At 55.3% G+C, this 24380-nt stretch carries 18 protein-coding genes; 11 read left to right on the forward strand and 7 right to left on the reverse strand.

All coding sequences use genetic code 11. The features are described from left to right. Positions 1 to 74 precede the first annotated feature (74 nt). Positions 75 to 2318, forward strand: coding sequence for a ribonuclease R (gene rnr / locus AC2VLR_RS01230; RefSeq protein WP_486880503.1), 2244 nt, complete (start codon positions 75 to 77; stop codon positions 2316 to 2318). Between the two features lie 100 nt (positions 2319 to 2418). Here rnr and AC2VLR_RS01235 read toward each other — a convergent pair whose 3' ends face one another. The 7 genes from AC2VLR_RS01235 to sohB all read right to left on the reverse strand — a co-directional run bounded on the left by AC2VLR_RS01235 (position 2419) and on the right by sohB (position 14641). Continuing rightward, positions 2419 to 3948, reverse strand: a complete 1530-nt coding sequence (locus AC2VLR_RS01235) for an MFS transporter (protein ID WP_486880504.1) — start codon at positions 3946 to 3948, stop codon at positions 2419 to 2421. Next, positions 3945 to 4523, reverse strand: a complete 579-nt coding sequence (locus tag AC2VLR_RS01240; RefSeq protein ID WP_486880505.1) for a PqiC family protein — start codon at positions 4521 to 4523, stop codon at positions 3945 to 3947. The genes AC2VLR_RS01235 and AC2VLR_RS01240 overlap by 4 nt, the downstream gene beginning before the upstream one ends. Continuing rightward, on the reverse strand, positions 4520 to 6181 hold the full coding sequence (locus AC2VLR_RS01245) for a PqiB family protein (protein ID WP_486880506.1): 1662 nt from the start codon (positions 6179 to 6181) through the stop codon (positions 4520 to 4522). The genes AC2VLR_RS01240 and AC2VLR_RS01245 overlap by 4 nt, the downstream gene beginning before the upstream one ends. After that, positions 6174 to 7442 (reverse strand): paraquat-inducible protein A, encoded by a 1269-nt coding sequence (locus AC2VLR_RS01250; protein WP_486880507.1) that lies wholly within the window; start codon positions 7440 to 7442, stop codon positions 6174 to 6176. The genes AC2VLR_RS01245 and AC2VLR_RS01250 overlap by 8 nt, the downstream gene beginning before the upstream one ends. A gap of 189 nt (positions 7443 to 7631) precedes the next feature. Next, on the reverse strand, positions 7632 to 11351 hold the full coding sequence (locus AC2VLR_RS01255; RefSeq protein ID WP_486880508.1) for a bifunctional diguanylate cyclase/phosphodiesterase: 3720 nt from the start codon (positions 11349 to 11351) through the stop codon (positions 7632 to 7634). After that, entirely contained in the window at positions 11348 to 13459 is a 2112-nt protein-coding gene (locus AC2VLR_RS01260) for a putative bifunctional diguanylate cyclase/phosphodiesterase (protein WP_486880509.1), read from the reverse strand. The genes AC2VLR_RS01255 and AC2VLR_RS01260 overlap by 4 nt, the downstream gene beginning before the upstream one ends. Positions 13460 to 13570: 111 nt before the next feature. Next, the gene (gene sohB / locus AC2VLR_RS01265) at positions 13571 to 14641 is read right to left on the reverse strand and encodes a protease SohB (protein WP_486880510.1); all 1071 of its coding nucleotides are present in this window, start codon (positions 14639 to 14641) and stop codon (positions 13571 to 13573) included. A gap of 72 nt (positions 14642 to 14713) precedes the next feature. Here sohB and AC2VLR_RS01270 point away from each other — a divergent pair, with 72 nt between their 5' ends. The 10 genes from AC2VLR_RS01270 to AC2VLR_RS01315 are packed head-to-tail and all read left to right on the forward strand — an operon-like array spanning position 14714 to position 24376. After that, positions 14714 to 14956: a MoaD/ThiS family protein gene (locus AC2VLR_RS01270; RefSeq protein WP_486880511.1), complete on the forward strand. Its 243-nt coding sequence runs from the start codon at positions 14714 to 14716 to the stop codon at positions 14954 to 14956. A 2-nt stretch (positions 14957 to 14958) separates the two neighbouring features. Then, positions 14959 to 15447 carry a molybdenum cofactor biosynthesis protein MoaE gene (locus AC2VLR_RS01275; protein ID WP_486880512.1) on the forward strand — a complete coding sequence of 163 codons (489 nt, stop codon included), beginning with the start codon at positions 14959 to 14961 and terminating at the stop codon, positions 15445 to 15447. Between the two features lie 38 nt (positions 15448 to 15485). Beyond that, positions 15486 to 15971, forward strand: coding sequence for a YajQ family cyclic di-GMP-binding protein (locus AC2VLR_RS01280; protein WP_486880513.1), 486 nt, complete (start codon positions 15486 to 15488; stop codon positions 15969 to 15971). A 12-nt stretch (positions 15972 to 15983) separates the two neighbouring features. Continuing rightward, positions 15984 to 17093 carry a glycine cleavage system aminomethyltransferase GcvT gene (gene gcvT, locus AC2VLR_RS01285; protein WP_486880514.1) on the forward strand — a complete coding sequence of 370 codons (1110 nt, stop codon included), beginning with the start codon at positions 15984 to 15986 and terminating at the stop codon, positions 17091 to 17093. Between the two features lie 4 nt (positions 17094 to 17097). After that, a complete protein-coding gene (gcvH, locus tag AC2VLR_RS01290; RefSeq protein WP_215842150.1) occupies positions 17098 to 17481 on the forward strand; it encodes a glycine cleavage system protein GcvH in 384 nt (127 codons plus the stop codon). Positions 17482 to 17486: 5 nt separating this feature from the next. Further along, positions 17487 to 18830 (forward strand): aminomethyl-transferring glycine dehydrogenase subunit GcvPA, encoded by a 1344-nt coding sequence (gene gcvPA, locus AC2VLR_RS01295; RefSeq protein WP_486880515.1) that lies wholly within the window; start codon positions 17487 to 17489, stop codon positions 18828 to 18830. Next, a complete protein-coding gene (gene gcvPB / locus AC2VLR_RS01300) occupies positions 18827 to 20296 on the forward strand; it encodes an aminomethyl-transferring glycine dehydrogenase subunit GcvPB (RefSeq protein ID WP_486880516.1) in 1470 nt (489 codons plus the stop codon). Before gcvPA ends, gcvPB begins: the two co-directional genes overlap by 4 nt. Next, entirely contained in the window at positions 20293 to 21285 is a 993-nt protein-coding gene (locus tag AC2VLR_RS01305) for an AAA family ATPase (RefSeq protein WP_486880517.1), read from the forward strand. The genes gcvPB and AC2VLR_RS01305 overlap by 4 nt, the downstream gene beginning before the upstream one ends. 35 nt (positions 21286 to 21320) lie before the next feature. Then, positions 21321 to 22325, forward strand: a complete 1005-nt coding sequence (locus AC2VLR_RS01310; RefSeq protein WP_486880518.1) for a hypothetical protein — start codon at positions 21321 to 21323, stop codon at positions 22323 to 22325. Further along, positions 22283 to 24376: a transglutaminase TgpA family protein gene (locus AC2VLR_RS01315; RefSeq protein ID WP_486880519.1), complete on the forward strand. Its 2094-nt coding sequence runs from the start codon at positions 22283 to 22285 to the stop codon at positions 24374 to 24376. The genes AC2VLR_RS01310 and AC2VLR_RS01315 overlap by 43 nt, the downstream gene beginning before the upstream one ends. The last annotated feature ends 4 nt before the right edge of the window (positions 24377 to 24380 follow it).

The raw sequence follows: 24380 nt of genomic DNA on the forward strand, positions 1-24380 counted from the left end.
CTGAACCTAGCGCGTCTACCAATTCCGCCACCTCGGCGTGGACGGAATGATCTTTGATTAAGGAGTAGTTGTCAATGCCTGAAAACCAGGAGCCCGCCGCACTGAGTGAACGTGATCCCATGTTCGAGCGGGAGAAAGAAAAATATGAACGTCCCATCGTCAGTCGGGAATATATTCTCCAGTATCTGGAGGAAGCCGGCCAACCCTTGACTCTGGAAGACTTTTTTGCCGAACTGGAAATTGCCGAAGAAGATCAGGAAGCCCTGCGCCGGCGCCTGCGCGCCATGGAAAGAGATGGTCAGCTGGTGCGCAACCGGCGGGGTGCCTATGGCATTATCGAGGCCATGGAATTGATTCGGGGAAGTGTCAGTGCCCACCCCGACGGTTTCGGTTTTTTGATCCCCGAAGCGGGGGGCAAAGACCTGTTTTTATCCCCCCGGGAAATGCGCAAGGTTTTTCATGGCGATATCATCCTGGGTCGGGCAGTGGGCGAAGATCGGCGCGGGCGCATCGAGGGGACCGTCGTGCGGATTCTCGAACGCGCCCTGAAACAGATTGTCGGACGCTATTTCGCAGATGGGGGCAGTCATTATGTGGTGCCCGAAGACCGCCGCATTTCCCATGAATTCGGTGTCGTCGCAGGGGCCGAGCTGGCCCCGGTCCATGGTCAGATAGTGACCCTGGAAATTACCCAGTATCCTGATGGACGGAACATGCCCCAGGGCACTGTCGTCGAGATTCTCGGCGAACACATGGCGCCGGGTATGGAAGTCGAAATTGCCGTCCGAAATTATGGCCTTCCCTACCAATGGCCCGAAGCCGTGCTCGCGGAGGCCGCGAATTTTTCCGAAGTCGTGCCCGAAGAGATGAAAATTGATCGCCGGGATTTGCGTGATCTGCCTCTGGTCACCATCGACGGTGCCGATGCCAAGGATTTTGATGATGCGGTATTTGCCGAGGATATTCCCGGCGGCTTTCGTCTGATTGTCGCCATTGCCGATGTGGCCAGTTATGTGCAGACTGGATCAGCATTGGATAAAGAGGCGGTTGCCCGGGGAAATTCGGTGTATTTCCCCCGGCGGGTCATCCCCATGCTGCCGGAAGTGCTTTCCAATGGCCTCTGTTCCCTGAATCCCCATGTGGACCGTCTGTGTATGCTTTGCGAAATGGAGATGAACAGCGCTGGCGAAGTCCAGCGTTTCCGTTTTGCCCGGGGAGTCATGCGTTCCCAGCGCCGCTTTACCTATGATGAGGTGGCCGCCATTCTCGAAGGGGATGAGACCCTGCGTGTCCAGGATGCGGCCATGGTTCCGCATCTGGAAGCGTTACATCGCCTCTACCAGAGTTTTGCCGGTGCCCGGGAAAGGCGAGGCACCATCGAATTTGATTCCCAGGAAAGCCGCATCATTTACAATGACCAGCTGCGCATTGAAAAAATTGTCGCGGTGACCCGTAACGTCGCCCACCGCATCATTGAAGAATGCATGCTCGCGGCCAATGTGTGCGCCGCCCAGTATTTCCGGATTCATGAACTGCCCATGTTGTATCGGGTACACCCGGAGCCCAATGCGGACAAACTGGAAGACTTGCGACGTTTTCTCGGCGAACTGGGCGTTCCCTTGCGCTTGCCGGAGCATCCGCGCAGTGCCGACCTGGCCAAAGTCATTGAAGAAACCCGTGAGCGCAGCGATGCCAGCCTGATTCAGACGGTGATTTTACGCAGCCTGTCCCAGGCTTTTTATACCGTCGATACGGGTATGCATTTTGGTCTGGCTTTCCCGGCATATACCCATTTCACCTCGCCCATCCGCCGTTATCCGGATCTGGTGGTGCATCGCGGTATTCAGGCTCTGCTGGATGCCGGTACCCGTGAGCCACGCTGGTTGGCCAAAAAAGAGTTGCAGGAATTGGGACAACATTGTTCCATGACCGAGCGGCGTGCTGACGAAGCCAGCCGTGAGGCCGTCAACTGGCTCAAATGTGAATTCATGATGGATAAAATCGGCGAGTGTTATACCGGAATTATCACCGGCGTAACGGGTTTTGGTCTGTTTGTGGCCTTGCGGGATATTTATGTGGAAGGCCTCATCCATATCAGTACCCTGGGAGAAGATTATTTCCACTTTGATGCCCAGCATTACCGCATTATCGGCGATCGTAGCAAGGAAACCTTTCAGTTGGGGGATGCCATTGATATTCGGGTGATGAATGTCAATCTCGATGACCGCAAAATCGACTTTGAGCGGGTGCAGCCCGAGGGTCAGACCTCCGGAGGAAAATCCCGGCGTCCGCGCCGTTCCAGAAAAGAGACTTCCTGACGGATGGCTTTATCCAGAAGCTGCTTGTTTGAGGCTGAGGTTTTTGCGCTGATGGCCTGATCGGGATGCCAGCGAAGTACCTCCGTCAACTGCCCTTTCATCATGGCTTTCGGGGCTTCTGGACCTGCTGAGAAAACAAGGCAGTGGCCACATCCCGGGGATAGGTAAATATGGCCGTCAGCATGAGCAGGGTTGCTACCAAGAGCAGTACGGTAAATATTTCAAAGCTGATGCGCAGGCCATAGCCATCGCCACAATGTTGGAGATGACAATAGCTTTCTGAAAAATGCAGAGACACCCAGCCAAAGGCAAAGGGTGCCGCCGCCTCGAGAATATAGCGCAGGGAAATCCGGATGCCTTCGGCTCGTCCCCACAGTCGGGAGTGCATGATATCCAGACGTGCCGCATCCAGAGTAGGGTTGGTTGCGCCTAATGCCGCTGAGCCCATAAACAGCCAGATAAATTCCAGAACCTGCTGATTGGTGTGTAATGCCAGCAGAAAAAAAGGAATAGTGAGCAGAAAAGCAAAGCCTGTAACCCATACTCTTGCGGTAATCAGCCCCCTGCGTAACAAAAAATCGGCTATCCAGCCGCTGGCAACTACGCCACCGATGCCACCTAATCCCGCACCCACAAAAAGTGTGCTGGCGGCCATGGTATTGATATGAAACCGTTGGGTCAGATACAAAATGCCAAAAGCCAACAGGCCGGTAAAATAAAAATAACCCGCAGATGAGGCGGTTATCAAAATGACATTGCTGGGAATGCTGAGAATGGTGCGGGCCGCTCGTAACCAGTGCCATTGGGTCGGATCCTCTGCCAGGATTCTTTTGCGGACTGGTTGAATGGATTTTTTGCGAATGTCTTCGATAAGATAGCGCTTTGGCTGTTTACCGGAGGCCGTTGTTTCGGGTGCATGCTCTGCCGGTTCCTGGGTTAACTGGGCAGCCAGCTTATTCATGTTGTCGCGTTCTGGTTCGCGCATACCCTTCCACAATAACACTGCCAACAGAATGGCCATGGCGGCCAGAGCCACAAAAACCATCCGCCAGTTGCTCAAGGTGTTGATGGTGCCGGCCAGGATCATACCGATGCCTGCGCCCAATAATTCTCCGCCGACAATCAGGCCAAAAGCCCGTCCACGCCAGGAAGGAGGAAATAAATCTCCCGACAGTGAGGCGATGACTGGACCCACGGAAACACCAGCTGCTCCGGCGAGCATCTGGGTGATCAGAAACCAGTCATAGCCGGGGCTGATGCCGCTCAACAGCATCGCCAGCGCCCAGAGCAGGATCAGTTTCGTCAGTAGCGGCACACGTTGTTGGCGATCGCCGAGAATGCCCACAGGGAGTGCCGCCGCTGCTCCGGTGAGAATGGATGCCGTCGAAAGCAGTCCGTAGGCAACATTGCCAATATGCAGATGGCTTTCCAATGCTGGTGCTACAGTACCGAGGGCAGCGAGATTGAGACTGGCCAACCCCTGGGTAAGCGCCAGTAGAAGGATGGCTCGGGGTCTGGGAATGGCATTCAGCCAGTGTTTTTCCTGTTGCAGCAGGGTTTCAATGAGTCTTAGAGGATTTAAATGGTTATGATGTGGAGCCGGATCCGCGCTTTTGGGGGCACTCCTCATGACAAATGCTGGGCCACTACCTGGCTGAGTCGTGTCAGTAGCTGACTCATGGCTGCCGCCTGATCCTCGGGATTTGAAGCAACATGCTTTTGTTCAAACTGATTGCGTCCCTGGGCCTGGAGGTGATTCCCGGGCATCTGCTGAATGAACCAGTCAGTGCGCAGGAGCACGCGGCCATCACTGCTGGGCAGGAAGGACTGGATATTGACAGTAACCAACAGATAAGCCCCTTGTGGCAGAGGATCCCCGGGCATGAGTACGGTTTTTTCGGGTAATTCACCAGCCAGATCCTGGGCCAGTATTTTTTGCGCCATGCCGCCCAGGGGAGCGGCCCAGCGAACATGGTCGGCTACGCGCAGGCGATGATGGCTCTGCAGGGTGGTAAGATACAGCCGGTCAATATCTGCGGGCATTTGTACATGGGCGACCAGCACCGGCAGGCCCCGCCCCTGCAAGGATTGTGCGGCGGGTATGGGTTTTTGTGCGGACAGGGTCAAATACTGGGTCGGTGTGGAAGCACAGCCTGCGAGGGCAAGTGTGCATCCCAGCAACAGGAGTTTATTCTGCAAGGTCATGGTCTTTTCCCGAAAATCAGGGCATTGGGGTGACTGTTCAAATAATCGGTCAATTCCCGCAATGACTGGGCGGTACGTGATAATTCATACAGGGCGCGGGGCAAGGTGGTGGATTCCGGACTGTTGGCGGCGGCGCCCTGATTATGCAAGAGGGCATTACCGGCTTGTAAGGCGGCATTTGCCTCCTTGCTGGCCCCTTGCAGGGATTTCAGAATGGCGGGCAGATCGTTACTGGCCGTCTTGCTCAGCTGGTCAAGATGCGCCATGGTCTGCTGCACATGCTGCAGGGTTTTGCGGGTTTCCGGAGAGCTGCTCAAGGCCGACAAATTATGGGTGAGCGTATTCAGATTTTCGGCAATCTGCTGCAGAGGCAGGGCATGAATTTTATCAAGGATGGCATTTACCTGATGCATGGTGTCCTTAATACCCGCTGCCTGAACCATGGGAATCTGCAAGGGGTGTCCCGGCATTAAGCGCGCAGGCTTGGCCCGGGGAACGAGGTCAAGATCAATGACTTTGTCACCCAGTAATGGCACTGTCGTGCCCAGCTGTGCGCGCAGACCCTGGGCAATCAGATGCCGGAGAATGCCATTCATCTGTGCGGCAGGATGGGCCATATCCCATTGTTGGCCATGACTGAGGGGGATGGCATCAGGATTGATCTGAATCTGGATGTCCGTGAATAGTGCTTGCCGATCCGCATCAAAAAACATATGAACCTTGCTGACGCTGCCGACGTGAGCACCTTCGAGCATCACAGCAGCTCCGGTTTTTAGTCCCTGCGGGCCGCCGGGCATTTGCAGCTGATAGGCAACCGCATTTTCCAGAGGGGCATTTTTCGCGACGGTCGCATTGGGGTATAGCGCAAAACGCTCATTGTCTCGCAGCGCGGCACCATTTTTCGGGGTCGAAAAGCTGATGGCTCCACTCAGCAAGGCCGGAATGGCAGGGACATGCACCCCGGGATGAGCCCCGAAAAGGCTGATGGCAATATTGCCAGAGCTCCAGAAACGGCTATGGGAATTAGCCAGATGCAGTGACTGCTCGGGGAGAAAAGCATAGATGTCAAAGCCTTCCCCATTTTTTTGCAAAGTTTCACCGCGTACCTCGCCCACCTGTTCACCTTTATAGAGAATCGGTGCTCCACGAGAAATATTGCCTTTCTCCGGGGCGTGTAAAATGAGGGTGATACCTTTGGATTCACTTTTCAGTACGGGTTCTTCATGCAAGCCCATGACATGATGTACTGTGCGGCCAGGATGAGGATCAATGCCAATATAGGGACCGGCAATAATCGATTTCAGGGAACTCAGGTTAGAAAAACTGACTTTTTCACCGGCAATCCAGTAACGGGTACCCTTGCCTAAATGATGGGCCATGTAGTTATCAAAGCGCAGGGTCACGGATATTTCCCCCAGGGATTGGGAAAGTTTGACCGCTGTCACATGACCCACGGTGACGCCGCGATATTTCACCACGGTATGATCCGCCTTGATACCCCCCATGGTGGGAAATTGTACGGTCACCGAAGGACCTTGGTTCATATAGGTTTTTAGCGCCAGCCAGGCGACAATGGCAAGAGCGGCAACGGGTACCGCCCAGATCAGTCCAGGCCAACGCGAGCGGCGTATTTGGGCTTTCGGCAAAGGGTTATTCATGGGACTCCTGGAGATAAGCTGCCCAAAGTGCACGCGGGTCAAATAATTCTGTGGCAATCATGGTCAGGACGACAACCGCGAGAAAGGCCGGAAGAGCATCGCCCACATAGACGGCGAGCAGTCCGGACAGGTGCATCAGGGGTAGAAATACGGTCACCGTAAACACGTCCACATGGGACCAGCGTCCGATGGTTTTGATGAGCCGGTAGATTTCCGTTTTGAGACGCAGACGTTTCACCGAATGAATGCGTACAGAGATAAAAAACCAGCTCAGGGAAAAAAGCTTTAAAAAGGGGATCACGATGCTGGCCATGAAAATGATGGCGGCGAAAAGCAGGAAATGTGCATCAATGAGCTTCATCACCCCCGTCATGATGGTATATCCCTCCATCTTACCGATCTGATAGTTGTATTCCATTGGAAAAAGATAAGCGAAGGGATAACAAAAAAAACCGGCTAAAGCAAAAGCGAGGGTGCGCATGGTTGCCCGGGGCTTGAAGCGCCAGATTTTGGCGGCACAACGGGGACAGTTTTGCCCTTCCTGCTGCGCATGGACGGGCATTCCGCAATGACCACATCCAATATAGTCCTGGTCAGGATCCAGGGATTCCATGTTGGGACCAATGCGTCGCCATATTTCCCGTCTTTCCAGCGTGGCTCTGGTCAACATGCTCAGGAAGGCCAGCCCGACGACGCACCAGCCTCCGGTGCCGACCTCGATGGGTAAAAAGGGCGCGACCCGCTCGTAGCCAATGCCAAAACCGATCAGAAACACATCGAGCATGGCCCATTGATCCAGCCATTCTGACCAGCGAAACATTCTGCCCAGCCAATGGGGATAATGTCCGGTATCGAGCTGAAGTAATACCACGGCCAGGGTACTGAAGCGAAAAAAAGGCAGAACGAGTAACTCCAGGGCGAGGATGAGGGCCACCAGCGGCCAGCCCTGCTCAGCAACTCCCCAGATACCGGAGGCAAGCACACTCTGATGATGGACGCCAAAAATATCGACCGAAAGCAAGGGCAGAAAATTGGCGGGTATCAGCAAAAAAAGCGCCGATAAAGTCATGGCCAGAGCCGCATTGATGCTGCGTCCGGAGGTGCGTTCGAGGACATGACCGCAGCGCGGACAGGCGAGTTTGCCGCGCCCCTGGAGCGGCGGTAACTGCTGGATGAGCCCGCAATCCGGACACACTTCTATCCCGTGAGGGGGATCCTGGGCGGCATCGGGGACCCCTATCAGGGTAGTATCCAGTGACATGTTATTGGATCTCTCTTTTATCCGGGAAACCCGGTAAATGGGCTTCCGTACGCAAGTCATCTAGTGAGTCTAGCAGAAAAATGGGCATGAGGGATTGCTGGCAATGCTTCGTCAGGCTTCGTAAGCTGGGTTTTTAATGGACGAAGTTGATGTGGTCCAGAAGCGAATCGGGTGATCGGGACACTTTCTTCAGTTGTCCTGATAACGACGTATGGCCGTGGTGATTGCCTGCAAGACGATCTCGCCCTGACATTGCAATGGATAAAGGTCTATCAATGGCCTGCTGGTCAGTAATTGTGTCAGTTCTTCGAGCATTTCGTGATAGTGATGGTGGGCTTTCTCAAACTCACTGAGATCCATGTGGTGCAATTGCTTGAGGCTTTGCTCAATGGAACAATGAGCACTATCCCAGGGAGCGAGCCGCACAAACCAGTGTGGATTGTTTATCAATAAGGTGCTGATAGTCTTCTGATGATCAATGACTTGAGCATACAGTTGCAGCAAATCAAATTTTCTATCTATGGGTTCCGGTAAAAAATGCTGGCAACTGGCCAACCAGTCCGGCAAATCACTGGCCCACATGGGCCGGGCTATGGCATAGCCTTGCAGCATGGGCGCTTGCATCAGCCTCAATACATTGAGAATGCTCTGATTCTCGACCCCTTCGACAATGATTTCCACTCCTTGTGAAGTGCCGATATCCAGCATGGCCCGAAGAAAATGGATGTCTTTGGGATTATTCGCCAGATTGCGCACAAATGCCTGATCTATCTTGATTTCATCAACAGGGAGTTCCTTGAGGTACAACAAGGAGGCATAGCCGGCACCGACATCATCCAGACCAATACGATAACCCTGCTCTTGAAGAGTCCGAATGGATTTAGCAATGGCTTCCAGGGAAAAGAGTTCCTCACTTTCAAGAATTTCCAGAATTAACCGCTGAGGAGGTATTGCGCATTCTTGCAAAAGACTCTGTAAGCGTTCCAATGCTACTGTGTGACTCAAAAAGCTGGGTAAAATATTGAAGGAAATCCAAATATCAATCCCTTGCTCATTCCATGTCTGCCAGTCGTTGGCAATCTGTTGGATGACGAGCTTCGTCAGTAGCCATTGGTCCTCTGTTTCAAGATAGGGCAGAAAATCTCCCGGTGAAATAGCTTCTTTTTTGTTATTTAGACGTGCCAGAGCTTCAACGCCCACAATGCGCTCTTGTCGCAGATCCAGAACCGGTTGATACTGAAGTACCACGCTCTCATCGTGAAGAAGTGTCTGAATGCGTAGATATTCGGTATTTTGGGCTTCGATGAATGTCGACCAGAACTGTCCACGACGGGATTTGTTCTGCTTGCTTTGATAAAGCGCGTGATCGGCCTCACGGAGGAGAAGATCGGCATCGCTCTCGTCACGATCAGAATGTGGATAAAAAGTGATCCCGGCACTGATCCCAACATGAATGGTTGGCAGTTGCTTGAGAAAATAGGGGGCAGCTAGAAGTTCCTCAAGCTTTTTGAGTATGGGGGGTAATTGTTCCTGCTTCTGCAGATTATCCCAGACCAGGACAAACTCATCGCCGCCGAGTCTGGCCAGATAGTCGCTTTGTCTCAGACCCTGCCGCAAACGCTGGGCTACCTCCTGCAGTAGCAAATCCCCGGCAGCATGACCAAACTGGTCGTTGACGGGTTTGAAATCGTCCAGATCCACCATGGCCACAGCCAGCAGCCGGTCGTTGCGACGCGCCCTGGCCATGGCCGGCTGTAAAAATTCGGTGAAGCCCCGCCGGTTGGCAAGTCCGGTCAGGGCATCATGACGGGCGAGATGACTTTGCCGCTGTCGTTCCTCCAGCAGTTGTCCTTTGAGATGAATTTCATCCAGACCATGACCGACAAGCAGCGCGATTTGTTGCAGCACTTCGATGATTTCCGAATTGAAAAGATCGGGGCGTGGACCAATGACGTTGAGCATGGCCCAACATTCCTGAAGATGATAAATGGGAAAGGTGGCTGCTGAGCGCCACTGATGCTCTTCGGCTTCTTGGTACCAGTCGGCGTGAGGGCCAAGAGCTTTGAGGTAATCCTGAATAACCCGATGTTCCTGCATGCGCCATGCCTGGGATGTCAGGGATTGACCATCGGGTATGTCTTGCGGATGAATGGTCCAACGCCTTTTCAGTATCCAGTCGACATGGTGCCCAGCCACTGCCAGGGCCTGAAACACCCCCTCAGTGTCGGGACGAATGATGAAAGCGGCATTGAAAAGTCCACTTTGGATGAGTGCATCACAAATTTGTTGCAGCATTTGTGATGCATCCCGCGCCTGCAGGGCAATATCTCCGCTGACCAGCATGGTTTTCTGCAATATCCGGGCATCTTCCAGCTGGCGAGCGACATGGCGCTGGCGCAAAAAAGCCGCCAGATCCTCGCTCAAGCGTTCCAGGAGTTCGACAATGGCATTGGGGAAAACCGTATCATCATAACGGTATAAGGTGATGACCCCACGTCGGCCGTCGGCCCATAAAAAGGGCGTGTAAATGCTTCCGCCCATCCGATGCTTTTTGATGAGCTCCTGCCAGGGGGCAAAAAGGACATCATTCGCGCCAAAAAGCAGGGTGCGGTTTTCCATAATGGCGCGACCCGAAGGCGACTGGGGTTTTCCATCGCTGGACCAACAATAGAGCTGCAGTTGACTGAGTGGCCCGGCCAGTTCTCCAGCTTTGGCAGCCAGTTCAATGCGTCCGCTTTGTTCGTCCACCACGCCAATCCAGGCGGCCGCCAAGTGCATCCTTTCTACCAATATGCGGCAAAAACGATCCAGTACCCGGGGAAGCTCCTGCTTTTCAATGGCTGCAAAAAGACGGTTGACCTCGGTGACCGACTGCAGAAAAGCGTCTCTGGTCTGTAACTCGCGATTACGCGTCTGCAGGTCCCGGGAGCGATTGAATACCCTTTGTTCCAGTTCGCGATTGGCTATTTCCAGCGCCTGCGTGGCATGACTACGTTCATACATCATGGCTCCCGCAATCAGGCCAATGCTTTCCAGCAGAATTCCGACAATTTGTGCCATGGTTTCGGGATAAAGCGCATGGCTGTGTTCATAAGGCCCGTAACCCATGCTGGTACCCAGCAGCGCCAGCAGGTAGCCCATGCTGGCCAGTGGATACACCAGTTTTGCCGGATAATGGGCCAGCAACCACAGGAAAGGCAGAATCAGCAGGAAAACGGCTCCCATGGCCAGGTTACCTGATGGATAGCTGATAAAAAACAATATGATAATAGTAATTATCGTGCCCAGCCCCAAGCCCAGGTAACGGAAGTTCCATACTGTTCCTGATAAGCGATGCCCATGCAGAAATAACAAGAGCAGAGTGGTCACGTTAACAATGGCGCCGGCCTTGGCCATAGTCCAGAACAGGATGAGGTAAGGAAGACGGATGGTGACCGTGTTGGTCAATAACCAGCCGCCTGCTCCGGTCAGGACAGCAGTCAGAAGGGAAGGTATTGCCACAAAAAGGAGAAGATAAGCGATAGTATCCCGGATGGTTTGCAAACCGGCCCAGCCAGGGCTGAAACGCCGGAACAGCAAACGGCCCAGCCAGGCGCCGAGAACCTCGCTGCAGGCAAACCAGGTGGCTACATCAGCATGCAGATGGGTAAAAAAATAGCCGCCCAGCCACGCCGCAATCCAAAGACCCGGTATGACCCGTGGTCCCCAAACCAGCAACCCGTAGGCGGTGACACCTGCGGCGGGCCAGATCGGCCAGAAACGGCCCGCCAGGGAATGGCTGAAAAGCAGATCAGCGAAAATCGTGAGCAGAACATGTCCGAGTAAAAGCCCTGTATTGAGTAAGAGGACTTGCCGGAAGCTTAAAGTGATGTCTCGTGGAGGGAGATGAATAATTGCAAAATATTTCAATGATTTGCCGTGATGTATGCTGCCATTTCGGTGAGGATGTCGGCGGTCAGATGATCATATAGTTCCAGACTGTATTCGCGGGAGAGTTGTCTTTCACTCATGTCGGTAATGACATGCTGTAATTGTTCGCGCTTGTCACGCAGGCTGGGTATGGTATCCAGTAGTGGATAAAGGGGGCAGGACAGGTTGTCACAAGTCATCTGAACATTAATGCTTTGGGGCATGCTTTGCAGGACAGCACGCAATCCTTTGGCGAGCACCAGAAAACGCGCAAAACTGACCAACAGACTGGTCGCATCGGCCTGGAGGGCTAATTTCTGGCCGAGGAACTGCTGGCTGATGGTTTGTGCGGAAACGGGACGACTGATGACATAGCCTTGTACTTGGCGAATGCCTAATGCGGTGACTGCAGCCAGTACTTCTTCATTTTCGATACCTTCAACAATGAGTTCTACACCCAGTCCATTGGCCATTTCCAGCATGCTGGCCAGAAAGTGCAGATCCCGTGGTCGACTTTCCAGATGACGACTGAATGCCTGATCCAGCTTGACGGCATCAAAAGGATAGTCTTTAAGGCGCAGGAGACTGGCGTAGGCTGTGCCCAGATCGTCCAGAGAAATGCGCACCCCCAACGCCTTGAGACGACCCAGTTGGACTTTGGCGGACGCGTAATCCAGAAATTCATCACCTTCCAGTACTTCTATAAACAGTTGTTCAGGGACCATCTGGTAGCGAAGCAAGGTATTTTCAATCAACTGGATCACTTCTTCGAGCAACAGGTCCTGAGGCTCAAAATTGACGGCAATAGACACGGTCTGACCACTGTCCTGCCATAAACGCCATTGTCGGACGGCTTGCTCCAGTACCTTGCAACTGAGGGTGCGGCGATCATCGGGATTGAGCCAGGGAAGAAATTCGCCGGTTTCGAGGATTTTGCCGTTTTCTTCCAGGCGGGCCAAAGCCTCTACTTTGTGGATACGACCGCTGGGGGTGTGGATGATCGGCTGATAAAAGGTAATGATATGCTGTTCGAGCAGTGCATGGTAATGCTGGCGCCGGGCAATGAGTTGCGGTGTGTTGGGATCATAAATGGAAGAAGGGTCATATAAGGTATAAAACTGCGCATTTTTGTCTTTCTGGCGCTTGGCCTGGTGCAGGGCCAGGTCGGCATGATGAATGATTTCCCGGGGCTTGTTGTCATCCAGAGGATAGACTGTCACCCCGATACTGACCTGAATGGCTATATGGTGTTGATTGATCAGAAAGCTGTGATCCAAAGACTGACGAATCCGTTCCATGATCACTTCCAGATCAGCCCAGCGCTCCATATCTTCAAAGAGCAGAACAAATTCATCACTGCCCATGCGCAGCAGCACATCCTCCTTGCGCAAATCTTTCTGCAGGCGTTGGCTGAATTCCACCAGAATCTGGTCACCACCCAGTCTGCCGAGCTGGGCATTGATGTCTTTGAAGTTGTCGATATCCAGCATGGCAACAGCCAGTAGTCGTTGATGGTGATCGGCATGATCCAGGGCCCGCTCCAGGCGTTCATCCAGCTCCATACGGTTGTACAATCCGGTCAGAGGGTCACGACGGGACTGGCGCTGCAAGCTCATGATCATATCGCCCATATAGGCGAATGCTGAAAAAAATTCTATGCCGACACGGGTGAAATATCCGGGCTCACTGCTGCCAACAACCCCCAGGGCCTTTTGTTCTTCAATACCAAAAGGCACTATAATGATTTCAGCCAGTTGCGGGCGCAGAGCTTGAAGCCACTCGGGACAATCCGGATTATCCAGGGCATAAGTGAGGGGTTTATTATTGTTCAGTGCCTGATAACAAGGGTCTTGAGCTGCTTCGGCAATATAGGGATGTTGTTGTATCCCGAATTCCTGATAAGGGAGTAGGGGTCGGCCGTTGATCTGGAAGGCATACCAGGCCCATTGCAGATTGGGGTTGGTATCGATAAGGCTCTGACAAAGAGCATTGAGAAAACCATATGCGCCAGCATCGGCAGGCACGGTACTCAAGGCATGCAGCATGGAAGAAAAAAGTGCAGCGCGGTCACGCTCGATGGCCGAATTATTTTCCGTCTGATTGGACACGATGGCTTCTGCCGTGATGAATTATTGATTTAATATATATAGGATAACTGGCTAGGATGACAAGGTCTTCGTAACTTATAGTTATATAAGTATAATCTTATGCTCTGGTGTTCATCTAAACCAAAAATTATCCCAGCCCCGCTGAGCGGCAAGCCCCAATTTTTGCGATAAATTTTTTGGCCGCTGATAGCTGATCTGCAGCAGTTTCCCGTTTTGCGCTGCATCCACAATGATCTCATCACTGGTGGCCAATTGATCGACCAGACCTAATTCCAGAGCCTTGCTGCCCAGCCAGGCCTCGCCGGTGGCGACCTTCTCCAGATCCAGCTTTGGCCGATATCGTTCCACAAATTCACGGAACAGGGCATGGGTTTCTTCCAGTTCCTCACGCAACTTGGCCCGGCCGGTTTCGGTGTTTTCGCCGAACAGGGTGACCGTGCGCTTGTATTTACCTGCTGTGAACTGCTCAAAATCAATGTGGCGGTCTTGCAGCCAGCGATGGAAATTGGGAATTTGCGCTACCACCCCAATGGAGCCCAGCAGAGCGAAAGGACTGGCCACAATCCAGTCTGCAGTGACCGCCATCATGTAACCACCGCTGGCGGCCACGGCATCCACCAGCACCGTACAATGTATTTTGGCGGCACGCAGGCGCAACAGTTGGGCTGCCGCCAGGCCGTAGGTGTTGACCATGCCCCCGCCACTTTCAAGGCGGATCAGCACCGCATCGCCAGGCTGGGCGACCTGGAGGATGGCGGTGATTTCCTCACGTAGAGCACTCACCGCCGAGGCCCGGATATCCCCCTTGAAGTCCAGCAGATAGGTGCATTTTTCAGTATCTTTGCGCTGAGCTTTGTGGGCTTTTTTGAGTGTCTTCTGATGCGCCTTGCGGGCTTTTTTGTCCAGGCGCAGGGCTTCAATGTGTGCGGCCGATTGTTCAATCTGGCGCCGTAAATCCGTCACCTGTACCTGACCGGTTGCCGCAGGTTTGCGCTTACTGAGGGCAATGGCGGCAATGCCTCCGGCAACGATCAGGATAGCGATCACAATGGTGGCAGTTTCGGCCAAAAAGGTCAGATAGTGACTCAAGAAATTTTCCATGGGCAGACTATATACCAGATGGATGCAGGTCCAAAAGCCGGCGAGATGTCCCGCATGAAATAATTTGTCTGGTACTGGCATGCGGTTGCTTTCGGTTGAAGCCCAGGGCCTGCGGGCGTTATCATTTGCAATCTGCGCTAATGGAACTCACGAATGATTCATGTGAAATTTTTTGCCAGCGTCCGCGAGCGGGTCGGGATGACGGAGATGCAGTTGCCCTGTCCGCCCGGGGGGTTTTCGGTGGAAGAGGTGTTGACTATGGTGGAGGGGCAGGCTGGAACGGAGTTGCATGACGTGCATTTGCTGGCTTCTCTCAATCAGCAGCATGTGCCTTTTACCGCGCCTGTTCATGATGAAGACGAAGTGGCATTTTTCCCTCCGGTAACAGGTGGTTGAGAATGATTGTCAAAGTTCAGGAAGAGGATTTTGATGTTTCGGCGGCATGTGCCGGACTGCCCGAATCAAAGGGGGCGGGGGCGCTGGTGACTTTTGTCGGTACGGTGCGGGATTACAGCGATGCCAGCGACATTCTCTCTCTGGTTATTGAGCACTATCCGGGGATGACCGAAAAAGAACTGGAGAGGGTCAGTCGCGAAGCTGCGCAACAGTATGACATTCTCGATAGCCTGATTATTCATCGTTACGGCTCGTTGCAGCCGGAGGACAATATTGTGCTGGTGGCAGTCTGGTCCCGGCATCGTGCTGCCGCCTTTGATGCCTGTCGTTTTTTGATTGATGTGCTCAAAAGCAGTGCACCATTCTGGAAAAAAGAAATTACGCCCCAGGGATCGCGCTGGGTGACGGATTGTCCAGGCTGTCGGGCGGGCAGTCGCGAGGGGCACAGTCATGCGCCTCATGCCGCTCCGCATCTACTCCATTCGCGTTGAATTTATCCAGTAGCAGAGATCAGTAAAGGAACTCATTTATGCCAAGTTTTGATGTGGTTTCTGAAGTGGATATGCAGGAAGTGGACAATGCCCTGCATACTACCCAGAAAGAAATTGCCACCCGTTATGATTTCAAGGGCAGCAAGGCGTCTATTGAACGAAAAGACAAAGAAATCATTTTAATCGCCGAAGATGAATATAAACTGGGGCAGATGATCGATCTGTTTTCAGCCCGGCTGGTCAAGCGCGGGGTGGATCTGAAAGCCCTGGATATCGGTAAATGCGCTGCCGCAGCCGGTGGCATGGAACGCCAGGTGCTTACCCTGAAAGTAGGGCTGGAAACAGAAGTTTCCAAACGCATGATCAAGCATCTCAAGGATGGCAAATTCAAGGCCCAGGGCAGTATCCAGGGTGACCAGCTCCGGGTTTCCGGAAAAAGTCGCGACGAACTGCAGGCGGCTATTGCCGCCCTGCGCGCCGAGGATTTTGGTCTTCCTGTGCAATTCACTAACTTTCGCGACTGAAGGCAGATACCCATGAGCAAACAGACTGCGCTCTACCCATGGCATCTGGCCCACGGTGCCCGTATGGTGGATTTCGCCGGATGGCAAATGCCTTTGCAATACGCCTCCCAAGTGGCAGAACATAAAGCCGTTCGTGAGACAGCCGGGTTTTTTGATGTTTCCCACATGCGGCCATTGGATATTGAAGGTGAAGATGCCCGTCGTCTGCTGCGTTATGCCCTGGCCAACGATGTGGCCAAACTCGACGCGCATCCGGGAAAAGCTCTGTACAGCACCCTGTTACAGGAAGATGGCGGTATCCTCGATGATCTGATTGTTTACCATCGGGGTATCGATACCTACCGGATTGTCCTCAATGCGGCGGGAGCCGATGCGGATACGGCACATTTTCAGCGCCTGATAGACCAGCATGCTTGGCAGGTGACCCTGCAAAAACGCCCTGATCTGGGCATTCTAGCGGTGCAAGGCCCCAAGGCAAGGGCAATTGTGGCCGATCTGCTGCAGCTCCCAGGTCTGCAGAACATGAAGACTTTTACTGCGCTGGAAGAAAATGATTATTTCATTGGTCGTACCGGTTATACCGGTGAGGACGGGGTAGAGATCATTGCCGCCAATACCCAGATGCCAGCCTTGGCGGATCGCCTGCTCGCAGCCGGAATAATCCCGGCGGGCCTCGCTGCCAGAGACAGCCTGCGCCTGGAAGCGGGCCTGGATTTATATGGTCAGGATATGGATACCCGGGTATCCCCCTATGCCAGCAATCTTGCCTGGACAGTGGATTTGCGGGATCCGGAACGGAATTTTCTGGGCCGCAGCGCACTGGAGGCTGAAATCGCACGCGGTGATGGTCCACGTCTGATCGGCATTGCCTTGCCCGCCGGTATTCCCCGCCATGGCTACGGGCTGGAAGATGGGTCCGGACAGCCTTGCGGAGAAGTCACCAGTGGCATCTTTTCGCCGAGTTTGCAGTGCGGTATTGCCCTGGCGCGGGTCAATGCGCCGATAGAACCGGGAAGTATCCTGCAATTAGTCATTCGAGGCGCTCGCAAGTCAGCCCTGGTGGTCAAACCACCTTTCTGGCGTCAGGGCGCCGCTACTTTTTCCTTTGCTGAGGAGTGTTGAGGGCATGAGCAAAATTCCGGAATCATTACGTTATAGCGACACCCACGAGTGGGTGGAAGATCTGGGCGGGGGACGTTACCGGATCGGCATTACCGATCATGCCCAGGAGTTGCTGGGTGATCTGGTCTATGCCGAGGTGCCCGAAGTCGGTAAAACCGTCAAGGCCGGGACGGTTTGCGGCGTGCTGGAATCGGTCAAGGCCGCAGCCGACTTGTATGCACCCATTGACGGCACCGTGCTGGAACGCAATGAAGGACTCAGTGACAATCCCCAGTGGCTCAATGAGAATCCCTATGGGCAGGGCTGGATCATGGTAGTCAGTGCCGATGCGGCGGCTTTTGACAAATTGCTGGATGCGGCGGCTTACAGCGCTATCGAGGGAGTTTAAGGTAAATGCCCTATATACCTCATGATGCGGAGGAGACGGCGGCCATGCTTGCGGCCGTCGGCGTAAGCAGTCTGGATGCGCTTTTTGATGAAATTCCCTCCAGCCTGCAAGTGCATGACATGGCATTGCCCGAAGGGCTGTCCGAGCGGGTCCTGCGTCGGGAGTTGGAAGGCCGGGCGCAGAGCAACACCCCTTTGCTGTGTTTTGCCGGTGGTGGTGCCTATGCCCACCACATTCCCGCTATCGTTTGGGAAATTGCCGCCCGGGGAGAATTTTATTCTGCGTACACGCCTTATCAGCCCGAAGCCAGTCAGGGTACTTTGCAGGTACTGTATGAGTACCAGAGCTTCATCACCCGCCTGACGGGGCTGGAAGTCAGTAATGCCTCCCTCTACGATGGCGCCTCGGGGCTGGCGGAAGCCTGTCTGATGGCCTTGCGCATTCAGGGCAGCGAAAAAAGCATTCTCGTCCCCGAAAATCTGTTGCCCAGCTGGCGGAAGGTGCTGGATACGGTATTGGGCATGCAGCAGATTCGCCTCATACCGGTACCTTATGATGCCCGAACCGGCTTGCTACAGTTACCCGCTGAAGCCGGTGATGCGGCCGCCCTGATTGTCCCGCAGATCAATGCCTTCGGCCTGCTGGAAACGGTGGACAGCCTCACCGACTGGGCCCATGCTCATGGCTTGCTGAGTATTGCCGTCGTCAATCCTCTGGCGCTGGCCATGCTCAAAGCCCCCGGTGATTGGGGCGAGCAGGGCGCGGACATCGCCGTGGGAGAGGGCCAGCCTATGGGTATTCCCCTGACCGGCGGTGGTCCTTATTTTGGTTTTCTCGCCTGTCGCAAAGCCTATGTACGGCAACTGCCCGGAAGACTGGTAGCCAAAACGCTTGATGCCCGGGGCCGGGAAGGTTACTGCCTGACCCTGCAGGCCCGGGAACAGCATATCCGGCGCGGCAAGGCTACCAGCAATATCTGTACCAATCAGGGCTTGATGGTGACTGCTGCCACCATTCATATGGCGACCCTCGGCAGTCATGGCCTCCAGGAAACCGCCCATATCTGTCATACCCGCGCTCAGCAATTGCGGGAATGCCTGATAGAACTGCCGGGAGTCAGCTTCCCCCACGCTGGTCCATTTTTTCATGAATGGGTGCTGCGCTTGCCCATTTCTGCGGTCAAAGTGCGCGATGCCTTGCTGGGGCACGGCCTGCTTGCCGGTATTCCTCTGCAGGAGTGGCATATGGGAGAAGCCGGGGACTTGCTGGTCTGTACGACGGAACTGCTGGAAGAATCTGACCTGCTGACCTATCGCGACGCCCTGCGCAGCGTTTTGGAGGCCCAATGAATCATCCCCAGGAAAACAACAGGCAAAATGCCGTGCCCGATAGTATTTTTGACCACGATCATGCTTTACCAGCGCCGGAAAGCCCCGGAGATATTCCCGCTGAATTGCTGCGCAAGACCCCGTTAAATCTCCCCAATGCCTCTGAACTGGATGTATTGCGGCATTATACGCGCTTGTCGCAAAAGAATTTTTCCATTGATACCCAGTTTTATCCACTGGGATCCTGCACCATGAAATATAACCCGCGCATTGCCCATGCCATGGCCTCCCTGCCGGGTTTTGCCCGACTGCATCCGGATACCCCGGCGCCGGCCATGCAAGGCCTACTGCAGGTGCTCTGGGAGCTCCAGGAATGGCTCGCTGCGGCGACGGGCATGGCTGCCGTCAGCCTGACCCCGGCAGCGGGGGCCCAGGGCGAGCTGGCGGGGGTGGCCATGATCCGCGCCTATCATCACGCCCGGGGAGATAAGGCCCGCAACAAAATGCTGATCCCCACGGCGGCCCACGGTACCAATCCGGCCAGCGCGCAAATGGCCGGATTTGAGGTCATCGAAATTCCCAATCTGCCCGATGGCGATCTGGATATGGAAGCCCTGGATGCCCACCTGGGTCCGGATGTGGCCGGCATCATGCTCACCAATCCCTCGACCCTGGGAGTTTTTGAAAGACGTATCGCGGAAATCGCCCGGCACGTTCATGCGGCAGGGGGGCTGCTCTACTATGATGGGGCCAACCTCAATGCCATCCTCGGGCGCGTCCAGCCCGGGCAGATGGGTTTTGATGTGATGCACCTGAATTTGCATAAAACCTTTGCGACACCCCATGGCGGTGGCGGCCCCGGTGCCGGTGCCGTGGCCGTTCAGGAGCGTCTCAAGCCCTTTTTACCTCTGCCCACCGTCACGAAAGGGGAGAGTGGCGCCCTGCGCTGGATGACGGCAGAAGATGCACCCCGGAGTATCGGTCAGCTCAGCGCCCACGGCGGAAATATCGGCGTGTTGTTGCGCGCCCATGCCTATATCCGTCGTCTGGGTCGGGTGGGTGTCAGTCGAGTTTCGGCCTACGCCGCGCTCAATGCCAATTATCTGCTCAAGGAATTGCAGAAACTGGGTTACCAGGCCGCTTTTCCGGAACGCCGGGCCAGTCATGAATTCATTCTTTCGGTCAGCGATCTCCAGCAGGCCACGGGTATTCGCGCCCTGGACGTGGCTAAACGCCTGCTGGATTTTGGTATTCATGCCCCGACCATCTACTTTCCGCAACTGGTGCCCGAGTGTCTCCTGATTGAGCCGACGGAAACCGAAAGCCAGGCGACCCTCGATCGTTTCATCGCGGTCATGGCGCAAATTCGTGAGGAGGCCCTGGCGCACCCGGAACTATTGCGGGAAGCTCCACACCATCTGCCCGTAGGCCGACTGGATGAAGCGCTGGCCGCCCGCAAGCTCGACGTGGCGGCTGCTCTTTCATGATGCTAGGTGCGCCGGAAACCCATGCCGCATCTTTAACCCCGGACGTTCCGGCGCAGTCTGATCCACAGCACCGTCCTGATCCCCATCCCGAGCAGTTGCTGGCAGCCCTGGCGGAAGTCCTGCTCGGCAAGGAAAGGGCCATCCGTCTGGCCCTGACCGGTTTTCTCGCCGGCGGCCATATCCTCGTGGAAGATGTGCCCGGAGTGGGTAAAACCACTCTGGCCCTGGGGTTGGCCCGTTTGTTGGGACTGGATTTTGCCCGTGTGCAGATGACTGCCGACCTCCTGCCGGGAGATATTCTCGGCAGCAGTGTTTTTGATCCTCGCAGTCAACGCTTTGTATTTCATCCCGGTCCGATTTTTCATGGGGTTGTCCTTATGGATGAAATCAACCGGGCCTCGCCTCGCAGTCAGTCGGCTCTGCTGGAAGCCATGGCCGAAGGTCAGGTTTCTGCGGATGGCCAAAGTATGCCCCTGCCGGATCCCTTTTTTGTGATTGCCACCCAGAATCCCCAGGAACATGCCGGGGTCTTCCCGCTGCCCGAAAGCCAACTGGATCGTTTTATTCTGCGTTTTTCCCTCGGCTATCCCGGTCGCGAAGCAGAACGCCTGCTGATCCAGGGTAAAAACCAGTATCCTGCCGATTTGTCTGCTCTCGCGCATCAGAACTTGTTGCAAAAATGGCGGCAGCAGGTCACGGAGGTATTTCTGGGCACGGAAATGGAAGACATGCTTTTGCAGATAGTGCAGCGGTCCCGAATGGATGCTCGTATCCGTATGGGCTTATCACCTCGCGCTTTGTTGGCACTGAAATCTGCCGCCCAGGCCTGGGCATTTCTGGCGGGCCGGGATTTTGTCATCCCCGATGATTTGTGCGCCGTGGCGGTTCCGGTACTGGCGCATCGACTGTTGTCCACGGCCAGTTTGTCCGGCGAAAATCTGGCGCTGCTGCTGGGTCAGGAGTCCTGGGGCCTGGATATTCATCCCTGAGTTGCGCGGATGTTCTGCCAGCAGGAGCATCCATCATGAAACGTCAAAAACGGGAGGTGAGACTTTCCCGTCCCGGCAAGGTCTTTGTCGGGTTAACCCTGGCGCTGGGCTTTGCCGCCGTGAATACGGGTAATAATGTGCTTTTTCTGCTGGTATCCATGATGCTGTCTCTGATGGTGCTATCGGGTTTTGTGGCCCTGGCCAATATCTGGCGGGTCGAAGTCCGTCTGCAGCCGGGTCAGATTTTGAGCGCGGAAGAAACCGGTGATCTGTTGCTGCGGATCCATAATAACAAGCCCTGGCCCTTATGGTTAATGGAGCTGCAACTCGGCGCTTCCCGTCAGGCCGTGACGCGCATCGCCGCGCGTCAGGAAGCCGTGCTTACCCTGCGCTGGTGTCCACCCCGACGCGGGCAACCTCCTCTGCCGATATTAAAGATGGGTTCGGCGTTCCCCTTTTCTTTCGTCTGGAGAGGGCAGCAGATTCCTGTGAGCGGGGCCGATATGCCCTGGGTGGCTCCGGCTGAGGGGTTGGCGGTGCCTGCTCTCGGCGATCCGGGTGAGCAGCATGAGGCTACGGACAAAGCGGGCGGGCAGGGTGATTTCCTCTGGATTCGTGACTGGCGTCCCGGAGAAAGCTTGCATCAGATTGTCTGGCGACGGGTGGATTGGTCGCAAAATTTTCCGGTTGCCATGATCTTTCCCGGTCGGGAGCAGGAAAAATCCGGGCAAGCAGCGTTGCTGCTGGATTGGGAGGCCCCGCAATGGCAGGATTATGGACGGGAACAACGCTTGCAGATTTTTCGGGCCGCACTGGAAAAGGCCTGGGCTCAGGGCTGGTTCTGGCAGTTGCAGATGCCCACGGGCGCCCAAAGGGCACAGGGACGGATGCAGTCCGACAAGGCTTTGCTGTTGCTCGCACAACTGACGCCTTTTCCACCGGAAACTGACCCTGACACGGAAGCCGCTGCCTGGAGTATTACCCAGAAGTTCCGGCAATGGGGCCAGCGCTTCGCCGGGTTACCACGGAAGGTACCTTGATGGCCCGAAACAGCTCCCACATTCCCGTACACATGATCGGACCATTACTGGCGGCCACGATGGGCGCGCTGGTTGTGCTGGCATTGGGCAGGGAGGTGGCATTCTGGGCGTTGGGACTCTGGCTGCTGGCCACCCTGCTGGGCTTGTACGGAGCCTGGCGGCGGCAGCCTGTGTGGTTTACGGCACCCTTGCGCTTGTCCGGGGGGCTGTTGTTTCTGCTGCTGGCTTTTGTCCTTTCAGGCTGGGGTAACTGGCTGGCCATTGCCAGCCAGTCGGTATTGATTCTGCTGGCCGTGAAAGCCCTGGAAATGCGCTCCCAGCGGGATTTTTATCAGGTGGCCGCTCTGGTACTGCTGGGTATGGGTCTGGCTGCCTGGTTGCGGGTTGATGTCCTGCTCGGCATTTATCTGCTGGTGACTTTATATCTGGCGCTGCTGGGTTTGCTCTGGCAGCCCCTGGCAGATGCCGCCCGGGAACGGGGGAGTAACGTCCTGCAGGGACGTGATTTTCGCTATATGCTGTTTTTCAGCGTGCTGTTCATGGGGCTGCTGCTGCCTTTGACAGGCTTGTTTTTTCTACTCCTGCCGCGCACTCCGACTCCACTCTGGGCCTGGGGGCCGCCGCAGGGGGCGGCTCGCTCAGGGTTCAGCGCTGATCTGTCGCCTGATCAGATCACCCGTCTGGCTCTGGACCCGGCCGTCGCATTTCGCGCCCAGATCCAGCCGCAGCCCCGCAATCCGCAACAGCTCTACTGGGTAGGGGCCATTTTGTGGCAGGACCAGGGCAACACCTGGGTACCGGGCTCGCCCTCTCCACGAAGCTCTCCGGCCGCGCCACAAAAATCAGTACCGGGAATCCCGCTGAATGCCGCACTCACCCATCAGGAAATTGTCCTCAGTCCCGCAGACAGCCGCTATCTGTTTGCCTTGTCCTACCCCCGACGCTGGCAAATTCCCCTGGCATTTCAGGTACAGTTTGATGGTGTCCTGCAACTGCAAAAAGCGCCGTCCCTGCCGTTGCGCTACGCAGTCTGGTCGGGGAGTCCGCCCTCTTTGTTCCTGAGTCAGGCAGAACGCCACGCTGCCCTGCAGGTGCCGGTGAGCACCTCGCCTGCGGTTCGGGAGCTTGCCAAAAGTCTGGCCGGGGATTCCCCCGCGCAAACTGTCAGCCGCCTGATGCACTGGTTTCATGGCCCGTCCTTTCACTACAGTCTGAAAGCACCGGCGGCTTATCCCCACGGCCAAAGCATGGCGGATTTTCTCCTGCATTCCCATACCGGATTTTGCGAATATTATGCCGGCGGCCTGGCTCTCCTGCTGCGCCTGGACGGGGTGCCGGCGCGGGTGGTGACCGGTTATCACGGCGGAGAATACAATCCCGTCGGTAATTACTGGTTGATTCGTCAACGTATGGCCCATGCCTGGGTGCAGGCCTGGTTGCCGGGAGCGGGCTGGGTGCGCCTGGATGCCACCCCGGCAAGCCTTGGTCCTGAGGGACAAAATGCCGGAAATAATGGCGCCATGACCATGGACCAGGTGCCCGTCTCGCAGCGCTTCTGGGATTGGTTGCAGTGGGAATGGGTGAATACGGTCATTGATCTGACACCCGCCAAACAAAGGGCTCTGTGGACGGCGGCGGGCTTGCAGTTCCTGCATTTTTTCCAGCATGGGGCGGCGGCACAAAAACCGCTACCGGGGCCGCATCATCACACCCGTTTCCAGTTCGCCCAACCGGCCTGGAAAGTGCTACTGGGTATATCAGCCTTGCTGCTGTTGCTGCTGGGTATCCGGTTCCGGCAGCAGCGCAGTGACCGCAGCAGTGATCCGGCGCTTTATTGGCGTGAACGGGCCATTCAGGCACTGCGGCAACTGGGTCTGAAAGATTCCCGACCCGGGCAGGAAAAGGCTTTTTGTGCGGCCTTGGCAGGTACACCCCAGATTCGCCAGCAGCTCCTGCAGCAGTATCAGATCCAGCGTTATGGTGCCCATCCTGATGCCCGGGGTGATGCGCTATTGCGCGAACTGATGGGACAATTGCGCGCTGAGCAATAGCGCA

It is taken from the genome of Acidithiobacillus sp. TH-A117 (assembly GCF_057473465.1).